This window comes from Novosphingobium organovorum (assembly GCF_022832435.1).
Classification (GTDB): Bacteria; Pseudomonadota; Alphaproteobacteria; order Sphingomonadales; family Sphingomonadaceae; genus Novosphingobium; species Novosphingobium organovorum.
In genome coordinates this window covers 88,943-109,020 of the sequence record NZ_JALHLF010000003.1, presented here as the reverse complement: position 1 = coordinate 109,020, position 20,078 = coordinate 88,943, and the positions used below count along the sequence as shown (strand labels likewise).

General features: G+C 68.3%; 14 protein-coding genes and 2 riboswitches. Of the genes, 2 read left to right on the top strand and 12 right to left on the bottom strand.

What is annotated here, in order from left to right; all coding sequences use genetic code 11:
* From cobT to MTR62_RS01900, 4 genes are all read right to left on the bottom strand, one after another.
* Positions 1 to 869, bottom strand: an 869-nt coding sequence (gene cobT / locus MTR62_RS01915) for a nicotinate-nucleotide--dimethylbenzimidazole phosphoribosyltransferase (protein ID WP_244016579.1), incomplete at its 3' end; no start/stop codon positions are given.
* Positions 866 to 1,273, bottom strand: coding sequence for a DUF1636 domain-containing protein (locus MTR62_RS01910; RefSeq protein WP_244016578.1), 408 nt, complete (start codon positions 1,271 to 1,273; stop codon positions 866 to 868). The genes cobT and MTR62_RS01910, both read right to left, overlap by 4 nt.
* 234 nt (positions 1,274 to 1,507) lie before the next feature.
* Positions 1,508 to 1,702: riboswitch (cobalamin riboswitch) on the bottom strand.
* Positions 1,703 to 1,723: 21 nt separating this feature from the next.
* On the bottom strand, positions 1,724 to 2,533 hold the full coding sequence (locus MTR62_RS01905; protein WP_244016577.1) for an ABC transporter ATP-binding protein: 810 nt from the start codon (positions 2,531 to 2,533) through the stop codon (positions 1,724 to 1,726).
* A complete protein-coding gene (locus MTR62_RS01900; RefSeq protein WP_407672576.1) occupies positions 2,527 to 3,540 on the bottom strand; it encodes a FecCD family ABC transporter permease in 1,014 nt (337 codons plus the stop codon). The genes MTR62_RS01905 and MTR62_RS01900 overlap by 7 nt, the downstream gene beginning before the upstream one ends.
* Before the next feature lie 125 nt (positions 3,541 to 3,665).
* On the opposite strand from MTR62_RS01900, the gene MTR62_RS01895 reads away from it, so the two are divergent.
* Positions 3,666 to 4,556: an ABC transporter substrate-binding protein gene (locus tag MTR62_RS01895; protein ID WP_407672574.1), complete on the top strand. Its 891-nt coding sequence runs from the start codon at positions 3,666 to 3,668 to the stop codon at positions 4,554 to 4,556.
* A 32-nt stretch (positions 4,557 to 4,588) separates the two neighbouring features.
* Here MTR62_RS01895 and cobO read toward each other — a convergent pair whose 3' ends face one another.
* From cobO to MTR62_RS01875, 4 genes are all read right to left on the bottom strand, one after another.
* Positions 4,589 to 5,200, bottom strand: coding sequence for a cob(I)yrinic acid a,c-diamide adenosyltransferase (gene cobO, locus MTR62_RS01890; protein WP_244016576.1), 612 nt, complete (start codon positions 5,198 to 5,200; stop codon positions 4,589 to 4,591).
* On the bottom strand, positions 5,197 to 8,943 hold the full coding sequence (gene cobN, locus MTR62_RS01885) for a cobaltochelatase subunit CobN (RefSeq protein WP_244016575.1): 3,747 nt from the start codon (positions 8,941 to 8,943) through the stop codon (positions 5,197 to 5,199). Before cobN ends, cobO begins: the two co-directional genes overlap by 4 nt.
* 1 nt (position 8,944) lies before the next feature.
* Complete coding sequence (gene cobW, locus MTR62_RS01880; RefSeq protein ID WP_244016574.1) at positions 8,945 to 9,982, bottom strand: cobalamin biosynthesis protein CobW; 1,038 nt, start codon at positions 9,980 to 9,982, stop codon at positions 8,945 to 8,947.
* Positions 9,983 to 10,067: 85 nt separating this feature from the next.
* Complete coding sequence (locus tag MTR62_RS01875; protein ID WP_244016573.1) at positions 10,068 to 11,996, bottom strand: TonB-dependent receptor; 1,929 nt, start codon at positions 11,994 to 11,996, stop codon at positions 10,068 to 10,070.
* A 224-nt stretch (positions 11,997 to 12,220) separates the two neighbouring features.
* Positions 12,221 to 12,481: riboswitch (cobalamin riboswitch) on the bottom strand.
* Between the two features lie 179 nt (positions 12,482 to 12,660).
* Between MTR62_RS01875 and MTR62_RS01870 the strand changes: the two genes are divergently transcribed.
* Positions 12,661 to 14,466, top strand: a complete 1,806-nt coding sequence (locus MTR62_RS01870; RefSeq protein ID WP_244016572.1) for a diguanylate cyclase — start codon at positions 12,661 to 12,663, stop codon at positions 14,464 to 14,466.
* A gap of 23 nt (positions 14,467 to 14,489) precedes the next feature.
* Here the strand turns inward: MTR62_RS01870 and fabI are convergent, their stop codons facing one another.
* From fabI to MTR62_RS01850, 4 genes are read right to left on the bottom strand one after another with little or no spacing between them, the layout of a single operon-like run.
* Positions 14,490 to 15,263: an enoyl-ACP reductase FabI gene (fabI, locus tag MTR62_RS01865; RefSeq protein WP_244016571.1), complete on the bottom strand. Its 774-nt coding sequence runs from the start codon at positions 15,261 to 15,263 to the stop codon at positions 14,490 to 14,492.
* Between the two features lie 4 nt (positions 15,264 to 15,267).
* Positions 15,268 to 16,464 (bottom strand): acetate/propionate family kinase, encoded by a 1,197-nt coding sequence (locus MTR62_RS01860; protein WP_244016570.1) that lies wholly within the window; start codon positions 16,462 to 16,464, stop codon positions 15,268 to 15,270.
* Positions 16,461 to 17,888: a bifunctional enoyl-CoA hydratase/phosphate acetyltransferase gene (locus tag MTR62_RS01855; protein WP_244016569.1), complete on the bottom strand. Its 1,428-nt coding sequence runs from the start codon at positions 17,886 to 17,888 to the stop codon at positions 16,461 to 16,463. The genes MTR62_RS01860 and MTR62_RS01855 overlap by 4 nt, the downstream gene beginning before the upstream one ends.
* An 11-nt stretch (positions 17,889 to 17,899) precedes the next feature.
* Entirely contained in the window at positions 17,900 to 19,777 is a 1,878-nt protein-coding gene (locus MTR62_RS01850) for a PHA/PHB synthase family protein (protein WP_268739608.1), read from the bottom strand.
* Positions 19,778 to 20,078: the final 301 nt, after the last annotated feature.

Sequence of the window (20,078 nt, the reverse complement as noted above, 5' to 3'; positions counted from 1 at the left end):
AGCCGCGCGAGCAGGCGCGCATGGCCCGGCTCGCGCGAGGTGTGCCCGGCGAGGCAATGCGCGGCAAGGCCGGGCGCGGTAGCCACCAGCGGCGCCAGCGCCGAAGTGGCGATGAACCCGTCGAGCATGACCGGAATGCGCAGTTCGCGCGCGCGCAGTATGGCACCGGCCATCGCCGCGATTTCGCGTCCGCCAACCCGGCGCAGCGTTTCCAGTGGCTTGCGCGGCGCGTCGTGGTGGAGCTGAAGCGCCTGGTCGACGACGCGCGCCTTACGCCGCACGCCGTGCTCGTCGAGCCCGGTGCCCGCACCGACCCACCCCGATCCCGAGCCTCCCAGCGCCAGCGCGCAAAGCGCGGCGGCAGCCGTGGTGTTGCCGATGCCCATTTCGCCCACCAGCAACAGGTCTAGCCCCGGATCGACCGCGGCGGCGCCGATCGAGAGCGCCTGGAGGCATTCGATCGCGCTCATCGCGGGGCCTTGCGTGAAGTCCTGGGTCGGGTTTTCGAGCGCGATGGGTACGATCGCCAGTTCCATTCCGGCGGCTCCGGCGAGCGCGTTGATGGCCGCTCCGCCGGTCTCGAAGTTGGCGACCATCTGCGCTGTGACTTCGGCCGGAAAGGCGCTGACGCCTTGTGCGACGACGCCGTGGTTGCCCGCAAAGACGATACAGGCCGCGCGGTCGAGGCGGGGGACTTCGCGGCCTTGCCAACCGGCCATGAACACCGCGATTTCCTCCAGCCGGCCAAGCGAACCGCGCGGCTTGGTCAGCCGGTCCTGGCGCGCCTGCGCTGCGGCGATGGCTTCTCTGTGGGGAACGGTGAGTGTGGCGAGCGCGGTATCGAGCGCGTCGGCGTGCGGATAGATCATCGGTTTACGCATCCTGCGGGCGGGGTTCGGGTGATGAAGTGGCCTTTCACGCCATCAGGCCAGAGCGCGTAGCGTACCGAGCCTTCCTCGCTCCGGGCATAATGAAGCGCGTAGTCGAGCAGCGCACGTGCGGCGTCCGGGGTGGGCTCGAAGCGGCCCATAACGTAGCTGACCTTGCCCGGCGCGCGCAGATGCACGGTGCAATGTTCGGCGCAGGCGAAGAGGCAGGCGGTCTGCTGGATGGCGACGGGCGCGTAACGCGGATCGTGTTCGCGCAGCGTTTCGAGGAGCTGGGCCAGGGCGGCCCCGCCACGGTGCCCATGGGCATCCTCGCGCGCTTGCGGCGAATGGCGGCAGGTGCTGCACACGACGAGCGCGGGGCCCTCGTCGACAGTCTCGAACATGGTCATGCTGCACAGCGCAGCGTGCAACGCGCGGCGGCGTGGACATTGGATCGGCGCGCGGCAAAGCGCATGGCAGAAACCCTCACGACAGGGCCGTGCACGAAACGAACGGTCAAGAGGTTTCGCCAGGGCGACACGGCCTGCGGCGATCCCCCGAACCGCCGCGTGCCGCGCGGGGCCGGACTTGCCGTCAAGCGGGTTCACCCCCGTTCGCATGGCACACCCTGTCCGCGCGAAAGACGACGGCGAAAGGCAGGTCTCCTGGCTCGCGGGTCGATGCCGGAACGTGCCGCCTTCTCAGGAGGCGCATCCTCCCAATGGCGCGTGGCACGCGGCTCTCCGCTTACAGTTGCAGGGGCAGCCGGGGCCTTGCACCCCATTCCCGTTTTCATCCCCGTTTTGTGGGGAACCTGTCGCTGCCGGTTCCTTTAGGTCGCGGCGCGAGAGGGGTCAATCGCCAAGCGCGGGCTGGAGCGGGCGGGCGTTTCGATCGCGTTCCAGCGGAACGATCATCGGCCCGCCGGGATCGCGCACGATGAAGGCGCGGATGCCATAGACCGCTTCGAGCCGCGCGGGGGTAAGCACGTCGAGCGGGGCACCGTCGGCGCACAGGCGCCCGTTGTCGATCAAGAGCAGCCGATCGCAGTAGCGCGCGGCGAGCGTCAGGTCGTGCAGGACCGCGATGACCAGCTTGCCGCGCCGCGCCTCCTGGGCCAACAGGGCCATGACGTCGATCTGGTGACCGGGATCGAGCGAGGCGAGCGGCTCGTCGGCGATCAGCCCGGCCGCTTCGACCGCGAGCGCGCGGGCAAAGAGCACCCGCGCGCGCTCACCGCCCGACAGCGTGTCGACCCGGCGCTGGCGTAGCGCGGTGACGTCGGCGCGCTGCATCGCCTGTTCGATCGCGGCGTGATCGTGCGCCGAAAGCGGTGCGCGAGCGGGCAGGTGGGGTATCCGGCCAAGCGCAACCACACGCTCGACGCTGAGCGGCCAGTGCAGGGTCTGGCCCTGCGGCAGATAGGCAAGCTGGCGCGCGATGTCCGGGCGCGTCCAGGCGGCAAGGTCGGTGCCGTCGAGCATGACGGTGCCCGCACTGGGTTCGACCAGCCCCAGCAGCGCGCGCACGAAGGTGGACTTGCCCGCGCCGTTGGGTCCGATGACGCCGATGAACTGGCCCGCCTCGAGCGTGGAATCGATGCCGCGCAGAACGGTTTCGCGCCCCAGCCGGACTTCGAGCGCGCGGGTGGTGAAGGTTACCATGGCTGACGCTCCCGCAGCAGTTGGACAAGGAAGACCGGCACCCCGAGAAAGGCGGTGACGACGCCGAGCTTGAGCTCGCTGGAGGTCGGCACGAGGCGGACCAGCACGTCGGCGAGCGTGAGCAGCAATGCGCCCCCCAGCATCGAGGGCACCAGCACGGCCGAAGGGCTGCGGTCGGTAAACGGGCGGATGAGATGCGGCACGATCAGCCCGACGAAACCGATCGAACCGGTCACCGCCACCGCGCCGCCCACCGCGATGGCGCAGCCCAGCAGCACGCGCAGGCGCGTGGTGCCCAGCGCAACGCCAAGCGAACGCGCGCCATCCTCGCCCAGCGTCAGCGCGTCGAGATCGCGCCCGGTGGCGAGCAGCAGCGCGCTGCCCAGGACCACACAGGGCACGGCGAGCAGGACATGTTCGAAGGAACGGTTCTCGAGCGAGCCCAGCAGCCAGCTCATGATCTCCATCGCCGCGAAAGGGTTGGGCGAGAGATTGAGCGCCAGGCTGACCCCTGCGCCCGCGAGCGTGGAAACCGCGATCCCGGCCAGGATCAGGGTGAGCGATCCGCCCGCTTTGCCCGCCAGTGCGAACAACGCGAACAAAGCCAGGATGCTGCACGTAACGGCCATCACCGGCACCATTGCCGAATGCCACTGCGATAGACCAAAGTAGAGCGCAATGACCGCGCCGAGCGCCGCTGCGTTGGAGATGCCGAGCACGGAAGGCTCGGCCAGCGGATTGCGTAGATAGCCTTGCAGCACCGCGCCGCTCAGCCCCAGCGCCGCGCCGACGAGCAGGCCGACCAGCAGCCGGGGCAGGCGCAGGTCGAGCACGATGGCGTCCGCAATGCGGTCGCCATGTCCGAGCAGGGCGGCGATGAGGCGCGCCGGCGTGAGCGTGACCGGCCCCAGCGCGAGCGAGGCTCCGGCCGAGAGCACCAGCGCCAGCGCCAGTACGGGCAGGAGCAACCGGGCGCGCGGTTCGCGGTGAAGGACGGCGCTGGACAGGGCAGTGCCGGAAGGCGGAGCGTTCACGAAAACCTCATGCGGGAAGGCGCGGCAGGAATGCCGTGCGAAAGGAGCGGTGTTAGGGCCTTGTCTCGGCCCGGTGTGCTGGTAGGAACCGCGGCGAAATGCAACGCCAAAACGCTCGCCGCCCCGCTCGCCTTCACGCCACGCTTGTCCTGGCCATGCTCGCCGGTGCGGGATGGTGGTGCATGGCGGGGAGCGGCGCCATGGCCGCTGCGGAAAAGGCGCCGGAAAAGGCGTCGGAAAAGGTTGGCCCCCGCCGCATCGTCTCGCTCAACATGTGCGCCGACGAATACCTGCTGGCGCTTGCCGATCGGGGGCAGATCGCGGGGCTCACGCGCAACGCCGCCGATCCGCAGATGTCGGCCTATGCGGCGCGCACCAGGGGGATGCGACTGCTCTCGGGCTCGGCGGAGGAAGTGCTGGCGATCGATCCCGATCTGATCGTGGGGATGCCCGCGCGGCGCAGCGCGGTGGTCACCGCGCTCGCCGGACAGCGCTATCCCACGCTCGACCTTGCCAGTGCGAAGAGCCTTGCCGACATCGAGGAGCAGATGCGGGCGGTGTCGAACGCCGTGGGCAAGCCCGCGCGCGGCGCGGCGATGATCGCGGACATGGAACGCGCGCTGGCCGCCTTGCCGCGCAATGGACATGGCCGGGTTGCCGCCTATTACCAGCGGCGCGGCTATCTGACGGGAACGGGCACGCTGGTCGATGATCTGATGCACCGCGTCGGGCTCGTCAATCTTGCAGAAAAACTGCACAAACCCGCGCTTTCGCGCCTGTCGATCGAGGAGCTGATCGCGGCCCGCCCGGACTTCATCATCGTCGAATCCGCGACCGACACGGTGCGCGACCAGGGCACCGAAATGCTGCACCATCCCGCGCTGAAGGACATCCCGCGCCTGACTTTGCCGCAGGCCTGGACGGTGTGCGGCAGTCCGGCCTACGTGGCGGCCGCGCGCAGCCTCGACGCGCAGCTTGCCCGGCACTGAGCGTCCAATCGGCACACGGGACATCGAACGGCTCAGAATTCGATGCCGGGCTGGGCCTTCACCCCGCTGCGGAAGGGATGCTTGACGAGCGTCATCTCGGTGACGAGATCGGCGGCCTCGATCAGCGCTTCGGGTGCGTTGCGCCCGGTGATGAGGACGTGCTTCATCGGGCTGCGCGCGGTGACCGCTTCGAGCACCTCGTCGAGCGGCAGGTAATCGTAGCGCAGCACGATGTTGAGTTCATCGGCCAGGACCATGTCGTAGGCGGGATCGGCGATCATCCGCTTGACCTCTTCCCAGGCCTCGCGCGCCACCGCGATGTCGCGCGCGCGGTCCTGCGTGTTCCAGGTAAAGCCTTCGCCCATCGGCTTGAATTCGACATGATCGGGGAAGGCGTCGAAGACGGCTTTTTCACCAGTCGCCATCGCGCCCTTGACGAACTGGACCACGCCCGCCTTCTTGCCGTGCCCGATCGCGCGCACAACCATGCCGAGCGCGGCCGTGGTCTTGCCCTTGCCCTTGCCGGTGTGGACCACGAGCAGGCCCTTTTCGATGGTCTTGGTCTCCAGGATCTTGTCGTGCGCGGCCTGAAGCTTCTTCATCTTGGCGTTGTGCTGTTCGTCGCTGCGGGTCTTGTCGGTCATTGCGGTATCTCCCGGATAAGATGGTCAAGCGTGTCGGCGGCGCTGTTCGAGCGTGGCCGCCACAGGCCGCGATCGCGCGCTTCGGCGAGCCTGGCGGCGGTTTCGCGCAGCGCGGCGGGGTTAGCCTTCGCCATAAAGGCGCGCACGGTCTCGTCCGCGATGAAGGCGGTGTAGACGGCGTCGAAATGGTGGTCCTTCACGGCCTGCGTGGTGGCCGCGAAGGCGAAGAGATAGTCGACCGAGGCGGCTATCTCGAACGCCCCTTTGTAACCGTGGCGCATGACGCCGGCGATCCATTTGGGGTTGGTCAGGCGGCCGCGCACGATCCGTCCCAGCTCGTCTTCCAGCGTGCGCACGAGCGGGCGCTCGGGACGGGAATGATCGTTGTGGTAGGAGAGCGGGGTGCGGCCCGACAGGTGCTCGACCGCCGCTGCGATGCCGCCTTCGAACTGGTAGTAATCGTCGCTGTCGAGCAGATCATGCTCGCGGTTGTCCTGATTTTGCACGACCGCATCGGCAAGCCGCAAGCGGGCTTCGAACAAGGCGCTTGCGGCTTCGCCCTGCTGGCCGCCGCCGTAAGTGTAGCCGCCCCAGTCGAGGTACACCTGGGCGAGGTCGGCGCGCTCGTGCCACAGGCGTTCGTCGATCATCGCCTGAAGCCCCGCGCCATAGGCGCCGGGGCGCGATCCGAACACGCGCGCGCCCGCACGCCGGGCCGCCTCGTCAGGTTTGGCGCCCGCAGCGCAGAGCGCTGCGCTCTCCTGGCGATGGCGCGCCGCGGCGGGGTTGTCCCCCTCGGCCTCGTCGAGCGCCATGACCGCGCGCGCCGCGCTGTCGATGAGGTCCATCTGTTCGGGAAAGGCATCGCGAAAGAAGCCCGAGACGCGCAAGGTCACATCGACCCGCGGTCGGCCGAGTTCGGCCAGGGTCATGATCTCGAACCCGGTGACCCGGCCAGAGGCCCAGTCCCAGCGTGGGCGCACCCCCATCAGCGCGAGCGCCTGCGCGATGTCGTCTCCGCCGGTGCGCATGTTCGCCGTACCCCAGGCCGAAAGCGCCATCGCGCGGGGGTAGTCACCCTCGCGCTGGAGGTAATCCTCGACCAGCAACTGCGCCGAACGGTAGCCCAGGTCCCAGGCGATGGCGGTCGGCACCGCGCGGGTGTCGACCGAGAAGAAATTGCGTCCGGTCGGCAGCACGTCGGGCCGCCCCCTTGTGGGCGCACCCGAAGGTCCCGGCGCCACGAAACGCCCGTCAAGCGCGGCAAGGAGGCCGTGCGCTTCGGCCGTCCCGCAGGCATCGACGCGCGGGGCGAGGTCCTGATCTATCGCCGCGATCACGGCGGCGCTGTGCGGCCCCGGCGCCGGGGTACCGCCGAGAAGGCGGGCGGCGAGCTGTTCGATCCGCTCGACCGTGTCGCCGCAGGTGCGCCAGGGGTCGTCCGAAACCGCCGTGAGGGGCGCCGGGCGCGGGCCGTTCCAGGGCTGGGCCATCACCGTGTCGAGGGGATCGAAATCGAGGCCCAGGTCGCTTGCGATGGCGCGTTGGAGCGAGGCCTGGCCCGGTGTATCGTATCCGCGCGGGACGCGGGCGAGGGCGAGCAGGAGATCGCGCCGCAAGCGCCCCTCGGGCGTGCGGGTAAAGACGTGGAGCCCATCGCGAATCTGGAGTTCCTTCAGCTCGCACAGGTAGTTGTCGATCGCGGCGAGCGCTTGCTCGTCATCGCCGCGCGCGTCCGCGTCCTGGTCGAGCCCCTCGGCACGGGCAAGCGCGAGGATCTCGGTGCGCAGCCGCTCAAGCCGGCGCGGGTCCATTCCGGCGGCGAGGTAGTATTCGTCGACCAGCGCTTCGAGCCGTTTGAGCGCGCCATAGCTTTCCGCACGGGTGAGCGGGGGTGTGAGATGGTCGACGATGCACGCGCCGATGCGCCGCTTGGCCTGCGTGCCTTCGCCTGGATCGTTGACGATGAAGGGATAGACCTGTGGCACCGGCCCGGCGCAGGCTTCCGGAAAGCAGTCGGCACTAAGCGATACCGCCTTGCCGGGCAGCCATTCCAGATTGCCGTGCTTGCCCACGTGGACCAGCGCCTGCGCGCCGAAAACGGTGTTCAGCCACACGTGAACGGCAAAGTAGGCGTGCGGCGGGGGCAGCGCGGGGTCGTGGTAGCTTTGCTTGGGATCGATGTTGTAACCGCGCGCGGGCTGGACCGCGAGAACGAGGTTGCCGAAGCGATGGACCGCAAGTCGGAACGCGCCGCCCTGCACGAAGGGATCGTCCTTGGGCGCACCCCAGCGTTGCGTGATGGCCTCCTGCAGGGCTGCCGGTTGCAAGGCGAAGGCGGCGTTGTAGGCGTCGAGCGGGAGTGTTTCGTGTACGGTCCTGGTGTCTAGCCCGGAGAGGGCGTTGGTCACGCCGCCCGTCAGCTGCGCCATCAGCGCGGCGCCGTCGCGCGGCGCGGCGCCGGTGGTGTAGCCTGCTTCATCGAGCAGGCCGATGATGGCGGCGGCGCTCGCGGGTGTGTCGAGCCCGACACCGTTACCGATGCGCCCATCGCGGTTGGGGTAGTTGGCCAGCACCAGCGCGACGCGCCGCTCGCCCGGCGGTATACGGCGAAGCCGCGCCCAGTTGGCGGCGAGATCGGCCACGAAAGCGAGCCGGTCTGGAACCACGCGCGGCACGACGATGGCGCATTGGGTCCGCGCGTCGATCGCGGCGCTGGCCTTGAAGGCCACGGCGCGGGTGAACAGGCGCCCGTCGAGTTCGGGCAGCGCGACGTTCATCGCCAGATCACGCGGCGAGAGCCCGCGCGCGCTGGCGCGCCACTCGTCCTCCCCGATGGCGGCAAAGACCATTTGCAGCACCGGACAGTCGGCGGTTTCGAGCACGGCGGGCTGGCGCGGTTCGCCCGAGGAAGAGGCGGCAAAGGCGGTGGTGTTGACGATGACGTCGGGTGCGAGATCGTCCAGCGCCGCGCCCAGCCAGTCGCGCGCGAAAGGGGCGCGCAGCGCGCGCACGAAGACCGCCGCCACGTTGAGCCCGCGCGCTTCGAACGCCGCAATCGCGGCATCGACGGCCTCCAGTGTCCCCGCGATGAGCAGCGCGCGGTAGAACACCAGCACCAGCACCGGGCGTCCCTCTTGCCAATCGGCGCGCACGGCGTCGTGGTCAGCGCGTTCGTCTCGCCGACTATCGGCGCCGGGATGGTAATATCCGGCATCGGGGATGGCGAACGGCGCTTGGGGTTCGCACACCGGCTGACCGATGATCGCCGCGGCGCTGTGGAGAAAGCCGAGCGCGTTGGCCACACCGCCCTGACGCAGATAGGCGGCGAGACGCGCGCGCAGGACGGCGGGCAGGGTGGAGGCCCGCGCCAGCGCGGGGTCTTCCTCGGGCCCGTTTTCGAGCGCGGCGAAGGCGATGCCCTTCTCGCGTGCGACGCGAGCAATCTCATCGATCCCATAGGGCCAGTACGAACGCCCGCCAAGCAGCACGACGCAGACGAACCTGGCGTGCGCGATCACTTTTTCGACATAGAGATCGACCGAGTAGGGATGGCGCAGCTGGAGCAGGTTGGCGAGCCGCACGCTGGGCCCTGCTTCGGGCAGCTGCGCTGTGGCGCGGGCAAAGCAGGCCAGTTCGCTGTCTGCGACCGTCAGGATCACGATGTCGCCCGGCGTCTGGGCAAGGTCGATCGCCTCCTCGCCGTTGGAGATCGTGCCGGGGGTCGCGGACAGCAGGTGCATGTCAGGACGCGATCACGCGGGTGAGCGCCTGTCGGATCGCGCTTTCGTCAAGACCTTTCTCGCCGATCACGACCAGCTGCGTTCGCACCGCCTCGCCCGGCTTCCAGGCGCGGTCGAAGTGGTGTTGCAGGCGCGGGCCAACACCCTGGAGGACAAGCCGCGCGGGCTTTGCGGCAACCGCGACGGTGCCCTTGACGCGCAGGATGTCGTGCGCGCGGATCACCGGTTCGAGCGCTGCCAGCAGCGCCTCGGGGGAGGCGACCGGTCCGCCGGTCAGCACGAAGCTGTCAAAATCGTCGTGATCGTGATCGTCCGCGCCGTCGTGGTGCGAGCGGCGCGCGTCGAGATCGTCCTCGGCCGCCGCGCACAGTCCGAGCAGGACGGCAGGGTCGAGCGCGCCATGGCGGGCCTTGAGCCGTCGCACGCCGGGGCGTACCTGTGTGGCGAGTTCGGTCTCGAGCCTTTCCAGCGTTTCGTTTGACACCAGATCGGTCTTGTTGAGCACCACCAGGTCGGCGCTGGCGAGCTGATCTTCGAACAGTTCCTCCAGCGGGGTATCGTGGTCGAGCGTGGGATCGGCCGCGCGGGCAAGCGCGAGCGCGGCCTCGTCGTGCGCGAAGCGTCCCTGCGCCAAGGCGTCGGCATCGACCAGCGCGATCACCCCGTCGACGCTCGCGCGGGTGCGGATCGCGGGCCACTGGAACGCCTTGATCAGCGGCTTGGGCAGGGCAAGGCCTGAGGTCTCGATGATGATGTGCTCGGGCGGCTCGGGGCGGTCGAGCAGACGCTGCATGGTGGGCAGGAAGTCGTCGGCCACGGTGCAACAGATGCAGCCATTGGCCAGTTCGACGATGTCGTCCTCGCCGCACGCCTCTTCGTTGCAGCCGCGCACCAGTTCGCCGTCGATGCCGACATCGCCGAACTCGTTGATGATGAGCGCGAGACGGCGCGCGCCCGCGTGGGTGAGGATATGGCGCAGGAGCGTGGTTTTGCCTGCGCCGAGAAACCCGGTGATGACCGTGGCCGGTATCTTGTTCATGCGAAGGGTCCTTCGTTCGCTGGGGGCCGCAGGGCCCCGAAACGGACGAGGGCGGCCCCCGCAGGAGCCGCCCTCGTGGCGAAGATCAGAAGCTGTAGCGCACCCCGGCGTAGACCGCGCGGCCCAGCGCGTTCTTGCCGTAGCTCATCTGGTACCACTTATCGAACAGGTTGGTGACCCGACCGTAGAGCTCGAACTGCGGTGCGACACGCCAGGACGCGAGCACGTCGGCCACCGCATAGGCCGCGGTGGTGCCACCGTAGCTCGAGGCGTTGCGGCTGCGGTAGCGCGCCCGCGCGGTGAGCGAGACGCTTTCGACCGGCAGCACCGTCACCGCGGTCGAGCCCGAGCGCTTGGGGTTGCCCATGTCGGTGTAGGTACCGTCCTCGTCGTCATCTTCCTCGGCGGTGAGAAAGGTGAAGTTCTGGTCGAGGCGCAGCCACGTGGCGGGCGCCAGCGCCAGCGCGATCTCGAAGCCGTCCTTGCGGGTGCGGCCGTACTGCGTGTAGCCGCCGTAGGTGCCGATGCCGCTGTCGTAGACGATCTCGTTGTGCGTGTGGGTGTAGAAGTAGGAGACTTGCGCGCTGGCCCAGCCATAGACCACGTCGACGCCCAGGTCGCCGCCCTTGCTGGTCTGGACCTTGAGATCGGGGTTGCCGTAAGTCGGGTCGAACAGCTGGTAGAGCCCCGGCGCCTTGGCTCCGGTGCCGTAGCTGGCGCGCAGCTTGATGCTGTCCGCACCCAGGAGGCCCGTGGGCAGGGCATAGGCGATGGTGCCGCGATAGGTGTCGAAGGTGCCGAAGCGGCTGTTGTCGTCGACCCGCGCGGCGCCGGTCAGCGTCAGCCCTTCGAACGGGCGCAGCGCCAGTTCACCGTAGCCCGACCGGGTGGTGACGTGTTTGTGCAGATCGCCGCTGTAGTAGGTGACCTGGTCGGACTTTTCCTCTTCGAGCTTGCCACCTGCCGAAATCGCGAAAATCCCGGCATCATAGCCCAGGTTCAGGTTCGCCGCGTCCTTGGTGCCCCGGTAGAGGTCGCCGTCATCCGAATAGTAGGTGCCGAAATAGAGCCGCTTGGCCTGGTAGCGGTTGACGCTGGCGTCCGCGGTGAAGCGTCCGTCGAGACTGGCGTAGCGGCCCTGGAGCGCGGCGGCGTATTCGCGCTTGAGCACGGTGTTGCTGCTGTCCGAGGTGGTGCCGTCGAGATCGGAGAAGGCCTTCTGCCAGAAGCCCAGCGCCTGCAGGCTGATGGTATCGCTCAGCGCAAGCCCGGTGCGGCCGCTGAAGCCGTAGCGCCAGTATTCGTCGTCCTCGGTGATCGAACCGGCCGTGCTGGCGGTGCGCGGATCGGCGAGCGAGGGGCCTTCGTGCGAATTGCCCGTCGCGGTCAGGCGAAAGTCGAGCGGGCCGTACTTGCCCAGCAGCGAGGCACCGCCGTTGAGCGTGCCGTAAGAGCCGGTTTCGGCCTCGGCGTTGAGCGCGAGACCTTCGTGGGTGGCGCGCTGGGTGATGATGTTGACCACACCGCCGATGGCGTCGGCGCCGTAGAGCGAACTCTGGTTGCCGCGCAGCACCTCGACACGGGCGATGTCCTGCGAGGTCAGGTGGTCCGAGGCGAACTGCGTGCTCGTCGCGCTCGGATCGCCGAGCTGGATGCCGTCGATCAGCCAGACGACCTCGTCGTTGTCCGAACCACGGATCGAGATCGAGGTCGCATCGCCGGGGCGATCGCTCGAGATCTGGACGCCGGGTACGTCCTGCAGCGCTTCCTTGAGAAACGTGACTTGCTTCGCCTGAAGCTCCTTGTCGGTGACGATGGTGTAGGCGCTGCCGACTTCGCGCGGGGCGAGCTTGATGCGGCTGGCGGTGACCACGATCGCGGAATCGCCAGTGTCGGTCGTGGCGTCGGTCGTCGTGTCGGCGGCTTCATCGGCCATGGCCGGAACGGCGACGGTGGCGGTGATCGCCGCGAGCGCAAGCGCGCTGGTGGCGGCAAAACGGAAATTGGTCGTCATGGGTTGGCCCCGGCGCCTGAGCAACTTCAGGCGGGGCGTACCGATACGAACCGGCGCAACGGACCCGGACAAGGGCGCCGAGGCAGACGAACGAACGGTCGGCCACGTACCGGCGGACGGGCGCATGACGTCCGCGCAGCACGAAGCCGTGCGGCCCCGGCCGCATCGGTTCGTCGCTCAGACGGAAAAACACACCGTGCCATGATCACCCCCTGGATCGCGGCAAGAGCGACAAGGCGCTGGCAGGTCTCCTGGCTCGCGGGTCAAAGCTTGATGCATGCCTTCCCAGGCCCGGCGCACATCGCTGTGCTGGGTCCAGTGGCTGCTTCCTTTTCCGGTCGGTCCGAAAAAAGACGCCTACGCATCGCGCTCGCCGCTTACAGTTGCAGGGACAGCCTCGGATTTGGGGGCCAGGCATCGTGCCCGGTTCCCTCACCGTGTTCCCGAATTAAGCCCTCTCGGGCACCGGCGCATGTCTGGCGCGCCGTGAAGGGGTCCTCCACGGCGTCCGGATCGGGCTCCTAGACGCACAGCGCCCCCTTGCCAATGGGCAAAAGGCAACCGGGTGGGATCGCCACCGATTTGGTAAGCGAAATTCTGAAGGTGCTAAGGGCGATCGACTTAGCGCAACGTTTAGACTTGGGCTGCTATAGGCCACTCCATCATGCGTCTCGCCACAATTACCAACTGGGCCTACGGGGCCACCCTCGTTCTCACCCTCGTCTCGGGGACGACCATGCTGCTCGCCGCATCGGCGCAGGAAGCGGAGCGCAGCGCTGTCGCGCAGCGCTTTGCGCTCGACCAGGCGACCGAGCATCTCGAAGAGCGTGTTTCGGGCCTGACCGACCGCGCGCGCCAGTATCTCAACACCGGCGATCCGACGTATGCGGTGCTCTACAAGCGCGAGCTGGCCGAACTGAGCGATGCGGAAAAGCACATCCGTGCGCTGGGCGATGCCGGCGCGCGGGGCGATGAGCTCGCGATCCTGCGCGATGCGATGACGTGGGCCGATGCGCTCCACGACGAGCAGGCAGAAGCGCTCGCGGCCCATGCCCGCGGCGAGGAACGCCGCGCCCGCCAGATCCTGTTCGGGGCCGAATACGAGCGCGAACTTGATCGTGCGCGCACCTCGGTCGAACGTTTTCAGGACCAGCTCGACGAACGCACCGAGATCGAGATCGCCGAGGCCATCCGCATTTCCCGCCTGTGGCGCTCGATGTCCGAGGCGATGCTGGCGATTACCGGCTTCCTGTTCCTGTGCGTGCTCTATTTCGTGTTCAAGCGCCGGGTGCTGCGCCCGGTGGTGCGCCTCTCCGACGTCGTCAACCGGCTTGCCGCGCAGGATTTCGGGGTCGAGCCCCCGGCCTATGACGAGATCGACGAGATCGGCGACATGGCCCAGGCGATCCGCATCTTTCGCGAGAACGGGATCGAGCGCCAGCGCCTGACTGCTGAACAGGACGCCGACCGGGCGGTGCGTGACCTCCTCGCGCGCATGACCCAGCGGATGCAGGGCTGCGACACGCTGCTCAACTTGCGCGACGTGGTGCAGCGCTTCGTGCCCGAAATCGCGCCGGGGCTCGCCGGGCGGCTCTATCTCGCCGATCCTGCGAGCAACGCGATGGTGGAAGCGTGCAACTGGCTCGAGCCTGCGCATTCGCGGCCCGAATTCTCACCGCTGTCGTGCTGGGCGCTGCGCCGGGGGATGCCGCACCGCCCCTCGGGCGAGGCGATCGACGTGCCGTGCGAGCATGTCGACCATGCGGACGGGGCGATACCCGACACGCTGTGCCTGCCGCTGATGGCGCAGCGCAAGACGCTGGGTCTGCTCTATTTCGAATTCCGCGCGGCCGATCCGCACGCGCGGGTCTCCGAAGTCTATCTCCAGATCCTGGCCGAGAACATCAGCCTCGCGCTCGCCAACCTGCAACTGCGTGAGACGCTCGAGGACATGGCGATGTCCGACGCCCTGACCGGGCTGCCCAACCGCCGCCAGCTCGACGCGGTGCTGCGTACCCGGCTGATCGACGCCGAACGCATGGGCACCGCGCTGTCGTGCCTGATGATCGACATCGACCATTTCAAGCGGATCAACGACAGCCACGGCCACGAGGCGGGCGATACGGTGCTGCGCGAGGTCGGCGCGGTGCTGCGCCAGGCAACGCGCGAGAACACGCAGGTCTTCCGCTATGGCGGCGAGGAGTTTCTGGTCATGCTGCCAGGCGCCAGCGCCGAACAGGCGCAGCTGCGCGCCGAGGATTTGCGCGCGCGGATTGCCGGACTGCAAATCGCCCACCACGGCGAACGGCTCGCGCCGGTCAGCGTCTCGGTCGGCATCGCCACCGCGCCCGACCACTGCACTTATGCAACGCTGGTGCAGACCGCCGATGCGGCGCTTTACCGGGCCAAGGCGCAAGGGCGCGATCAGGTCGTTCAGGCAAGCGCGCGGGCCTCGCGCAGCGCGGCCTGAACTATCGGGCGGGGCTCTCGTCGCTATCCCAGGATGTGCTCGCCGCCGTCGACCGGGATCACCGTGCCGGTGATGCGCCGCGCGGCGGGGCTCGCGAGGAACGCGGCGAGCGCTCCGACATCGGCGATTTCGACCCGCTCATGCACCGGCACATGGTCGGCCGAGCGTTCGAGCAGTTCGTCGAAACGATCGATCCCGCTGGCCGCGCGCGTCGCGATCGGGCCCGGCGAAATGGCGTGGACGCGAATGCCCTTGGGGCCGAGTTCGGCGGCCATGTAACGGCTGGTGCTTTCGAGCGCGGCCTTGACCGGGCCCATCAGGTTGTAATGCTCGACCACCCGTTCGGAGCCGTAGAACGTCACGCACAACAGCGCGCCACCCTCGTTCATCAGCGGCTCGGCCAGTCTGGCCATGCGCAGGAACGAATGGCACGAGACATCCATGGCCAGGGCAAAACCCTCGGCCGAGCAGTCGACCACGCGCCCGTGCAGGTCCTCACGCGGGGCGAACGCGATCGAGTGCAGCAGGAAGTCGAGCCCGCCCCACCGCGCCCGGACCTCTTCGAACAGGGCCTCGAGCTGGCCGGGCTCGCGCACGTCGAGCGGGGCGGTCCATTCGATGCCCAGCTTCTCGGTTACCGGCGCGACCCATTTCTGTGCCTTGTCGTTGAGATAGGTCGCGGCAAGCCGTGCGCCGGCCTGGGCGAATGCCTCGGCGCAGCCCGCCGCGATCGAATGTTCGTTGGCGATGCCGATGACAAGGCCGCGTTTTCCGGTGAGATCGACGAGGGGGGGCATAGGCTCAGGCTCCGGTTAGCAGGCGGACGGTGTGCAGCGCGATCATGCGCTCTTCGTCGGTGGGCAGCACGCGCACCGTGACACGGCTTTCGGGCGTGCTGATGACGGGCGCGCCCGCCGCATTGGCCGCCTCGTCGAGCGTGATGCCGAGCCAGGCGAGCCGCTGGCAGATGGCTTGGCGCACGGCGGGGGCATTCTCGCCGATCCCGGCGGTGAAGACGAGCCCGTCGAGCCCTTCGAGGCACGCGGCGAGCGCCCCGGCCTCGCGCGCGGCCCGGTAGGTGAAGAGTTCGATAGCCTCCTTCGCCGCCGCGCTCGGGTCGGCTTCGAGCACGCGCATGTCGCTCGAAATACCCGATACGCCCAGCAGACCGGAATGCTTGTAGAGCATCGCTTCGACTGCCTCGGCGCTGTAGCCCATCTGGCGCTGCAGATGCAGCACCACACCCGGATCGAGCTGTCCGCAGCGCGTGCCCATCATCAGCCCGTCGAGCGCGGTGAAGCCCATCGTGGTGTCCACGCTTCGTCCCCCGAGCATCGCGCAGAGGCTCGCCCCGTTGCCCAGGTGCGCCGCAATGACCCGCCCGCTCGCCAGCACGGGATCGATCTGCGCCAGCTTGCGCGCGATATATTCGTAGGAAAGGCCGTGAAAGCCATAGCGCCGGATGCCGCTCGCGTGCAGCTCGCGCGGGATCGCCATGCGCGTGGCGACCTCGGGGCGGGCGTGGTGGAACGCGGTGTCGAAACAGGCGACCTGCGGCAGATCGGGGGCGAGGCGCTGCAGCGTGCGGATCGCGACGAGGTTGTGCGGCTGGTGCAGCGGTGCGAGCGGCGCAAGCGTTTCCAACTCGTCGAGCAGGTCCGGCGTCACTCTTTGGGGCGTGACGAAGCGCGTGCCGCCATGAACCACGCGGTGGCCGATCGCGGCGATCGAATGCGGCTCGACATGGTCATGCGCCCAGTCGAACAGGAAATCGAGCAGGTCGGCGTGGGTCAACCCGGCGCCGTCGCTCCAGCTCTTTTCGAGCAGGACCTCGCCGGTGTCGGTGGCGATGCGCAGCGAGGGCGCGATGCCGATCTTCTCGAACTTTCCGCCTGCCGAGTGGATCGGGCGATGCTCCGCGTCGAGCCGGTAGACGCCGAACTTGATGCTCGACGAGCCTGAGTTGAGGCTGACGACGGCTTTGGCAGGTTCGCTCACGGCTTGAGGCCGGGCGCGGCCATCGTGGCGGCGCGGGCCATCAGCACCGCCAGCGCCGAGGAGGCGAGGCGGGTGCGCAGGCTGTCCGCCCGGCTGGTCAGGATGATCGGCACCCGCGCGCCAAGGACGATGCCCGCCGCATCCGCATCGCTGAGGAACGTCAGCTGCTTGGCGAGCATGTTGCCCGCCTCGAGATCGGGCACGACGAAGACGTCGGCCTTGCCCGCGACCGGTGAGACGATGCCCTTCTCGCGCGCGGCGGCCTCGCTCACCGCGTTGTCGAAGGCGAGCGGGCCGTCGAGCAGGCCGCCGGTGATCTGCCCGCGATCGGCCATCTTGCACAGCGCCGCGGCGTCGAGCGTCGCGGGCATCGCCGGATTTACCGTCTCGACCGCGGCCAGGATCGCGACCCTGGGCTGGTCCTTGCCGATGACATGGGCAAGATCGATCGCGTTGCGCACGATGTCGGCCTTTTCCTCGAGCGTGGGCGCGATGTTGATCGCCGCGTCGGTGATGATGATCGGCTCGCCATGGCCGGGCACGTCCATGACGTAGGCGTGGCTGATGCGCCGCTCGGTCCGCAGCCCCGATCCGCGCGCGACCACCGCGCCCATCAGCTCGTCGGTGTGGAGCGAACCCTTCATGATGAGCAGCGCCTCGCCCGCGCGGACCAGCTCGACCGCGCGCTCGGCCGAGTGGTGGCTGTGTTCGCTGTCGACCAGACGGTAGGCCGAGATGTCCTTGCCCGCCGCTTGCGCCGAGGCCTTCACCCGCGCTTCGGGGCCGATCAGGATCGGCGCGATGAAACCCGCCTCGGCCGCCTCGCAGGCCGCAGCGATGGCGCTGGGGGAACAGGGGTGGACGACCGCGCAGGGGGCGTTCGCGCCGCCCTTGGCGGCCTCGATCAGCCGGGCGTACTGGCTGTGGTCGGACAGGCGAATGTCCGGCAGCGCCACGCGCGGACGGCAGACCCGCTCGCTCGGCGCGATGACGTTGGCCTCGCCGGTGATCACCGTCTCGCCGTTCTGGTTGGTGCAGGCGCAGTCGAGCAGGAGGCGCTTCTTCTCGGGGTTGCGCTCCTTGACGGTGACCGTCGCGGTGATCGTGTCGCCCAGCGCGACGGGCCGCGTGAAGCGCAGCGACTGGCCGAGGTAGATCGTGCCGGGACCGGGCAGCTCGGTGCCGAGCACGGCCGAGATCAGCCCCGCCCCCCACATGCCGTGGGCGATGACGTGGTGGAACATGTCGCTCTGCGCGTACTCGACATCGACGTGCGCGGGGTTCACGTCGCCCGAAACGAGCGCGAAGAGGTGGATGTCGCGCTGGGTCAGGGTGTGGACCACGCTTGCGCTGTCGCCGACGGCGATTTCCTCGAACGTGCGGTTCTCGATCATCGCGGGGGCGGACTGGGGGGCATTGGTCATGAAAAGTTCCGTTATTTTTCGAGCACGTAGCGCCCTGGGGCCGGGCAAAGTGGCGGGTAGCCCCTGGCGGCGTTGCCGATCATCGGCGGCGGCACGGGTTCGCCCGAGCGGGCGTCGAGCCAGGCGCCCCACTGCGTCCACCACGAACCGCCCATCGGCGTGGCGCGCTCGACCCATTCCTCGGCGGCGATCGGGGGGGCATCCTCGGCGCGCGTGGCGATGCGGAAGTGGCGGCGTGGATGGCCCGGTTCCGAAACGATCCCCGCGTTGTGCCCGCCGCTCGTCAGGACAAAAGTAACTTCGGCGCTGGAGAGGAGGTGAATTTTATATACCGAGTGCCAGGGCGCGACATGGTCGCGCTCGGTCCCGACCACGAACATCGGCGCGCGCAGCGCCTCGAGCGAGATCACCCGTCCGTCGACCCGGAAGCGCCCTTCGGCAAGGTCATCGTGCAGGAACAGCGCGCGCAAGTATTCGCTGTGCATGGCAAAGGGCATCCGCGTGCCGTCCGCGTTCCACGCCATGAGGTCGTTGATCGGCGCGCGTTCGCCCATGAGGTAGGTTTCGAGTACATGCGACCAGATGAGGTCGTTCGATCGCAGGATCTGGAACGCGCCGCCCATCTGCCCGCTTTCGAGATAGCCCCGGCTCCACATCATGTTTTCAAGGACGTGGAGCTGGCTCTCATCGATGAACAGGCCCAGTTCGCCCGGCTCGCTGAATTCGGTCTGCGCGGCGAGCAGGGTGACGCTCGCCAATCGCGTGTCGCCTTCGCCAGCCATTGCGGCGGCGGTGATCGAGAGCAGCGTACCGCCCAGGCAATAGCCCGCCGCGTGGATCTTTTCCGCCCCGGTGATCGCCTCGACCGCGTCGAGCGCGGCCATGGGACCCATCCGGCGGTAATCGTCGAGCGTAAGCTCGCGATCCTCGCCCGAAGGGTTGTGCCAGGAGATCATGAAGACGGTGTAGCCCTGGCCTGTCAGCCAGTTGACCAGCGAGTTGGTCGCCGAAAGATCGAGGATGTAGTATTTCATGATCCACGCGGGCACGATCAGCACCGGTTCGGGGCGCACGGTCTCGGTACGGGGGGCGTACTGGATCAGCTCGATCAGGCGGTTGCGATAGACCACGGTGCCCTTGGCGGTGGCGATGTTCTCGCCCACCACGAAGCGCTCGGTTCCCGCTGGCGCCGCGCCGGTCAGTTCGCGGCGAAGGTCGTCGAGGAAAAAGCCAAGGCCATCAGCCAGGCACTTGCCCCCGGTCTCGGCGATGCGTTTCTGGAGCACGGGGTTGGTCGCGATGAAATTGGTCGGGGCCATCACGTCGAGAATCTGGCGTGCGGCGAAGGAGACCATGTCCTCATGATGCCGGGAGACACCGCCGATGCCGGTCGTCGCCGCCTGCCACCATTGCTGGTTGAGCAGGAAGGCCTGCGTCATCACGTTATAGGGGGCCTGGTGCCATTCGGGTGCGTCGAAACGGTGATCCTGCGCGAGCGGTGCGACGACCGGGCACGCCGGCTCGGCCGTACCGGTGGGGCCGCCAAGTTCGTGGCTGGCGCGAAGCGCATAGTCGAACAGGCGCATCGACTTGCCCATTGCCTTGGCGGCAAGCTGCATCTGTTTGCCGGGCGCGGTGGCGAGATGGATCGCCCAGTCGGTGGCGGCGAGCATCATCGTTGCCGGGGAAAGTCCGCCGGTCATCTGTGCGATGGCGGCGGTCGCCGAGCGGTCAAGCGTCTGAGCAATCCCGTCCAGCGGCTCGCGCGGATTGGGCGGATCGCAGCGGCCGGAACGCGCAGGCGCGGTGGGGATGGGGGGGCTGGCGGAAGAAGCGGCGGCAGGAACGCCCGTGGCGGCAACGCCGGGCACATTCGCGGGGAAATTCATCAACACGCTCCGCTTGGATAGCAGCGCGTGCCGGCGAGCAACGCGCGGGGGGCGAAGCGGATCATGGAACCCGAAATGGTGCCGTGCAATGTCCTCGATCAAAGACAATCGATCGCATTGCGGCCAGGTGCGCGATTTTTGATGGGAATCGGGGCTTCACGCTCCGTCAGGGGGCGTGCTGCGGCGCAAGGTAAGGCGTCTTGCACGAGCGCGGTACGAGGGTGAGTCTCGCGCCGCTGAGCGATCGTAAGGATGGAAAAGTAACCTCGATAACGAAAAGTTACCGCGTGATCGGTGCTGG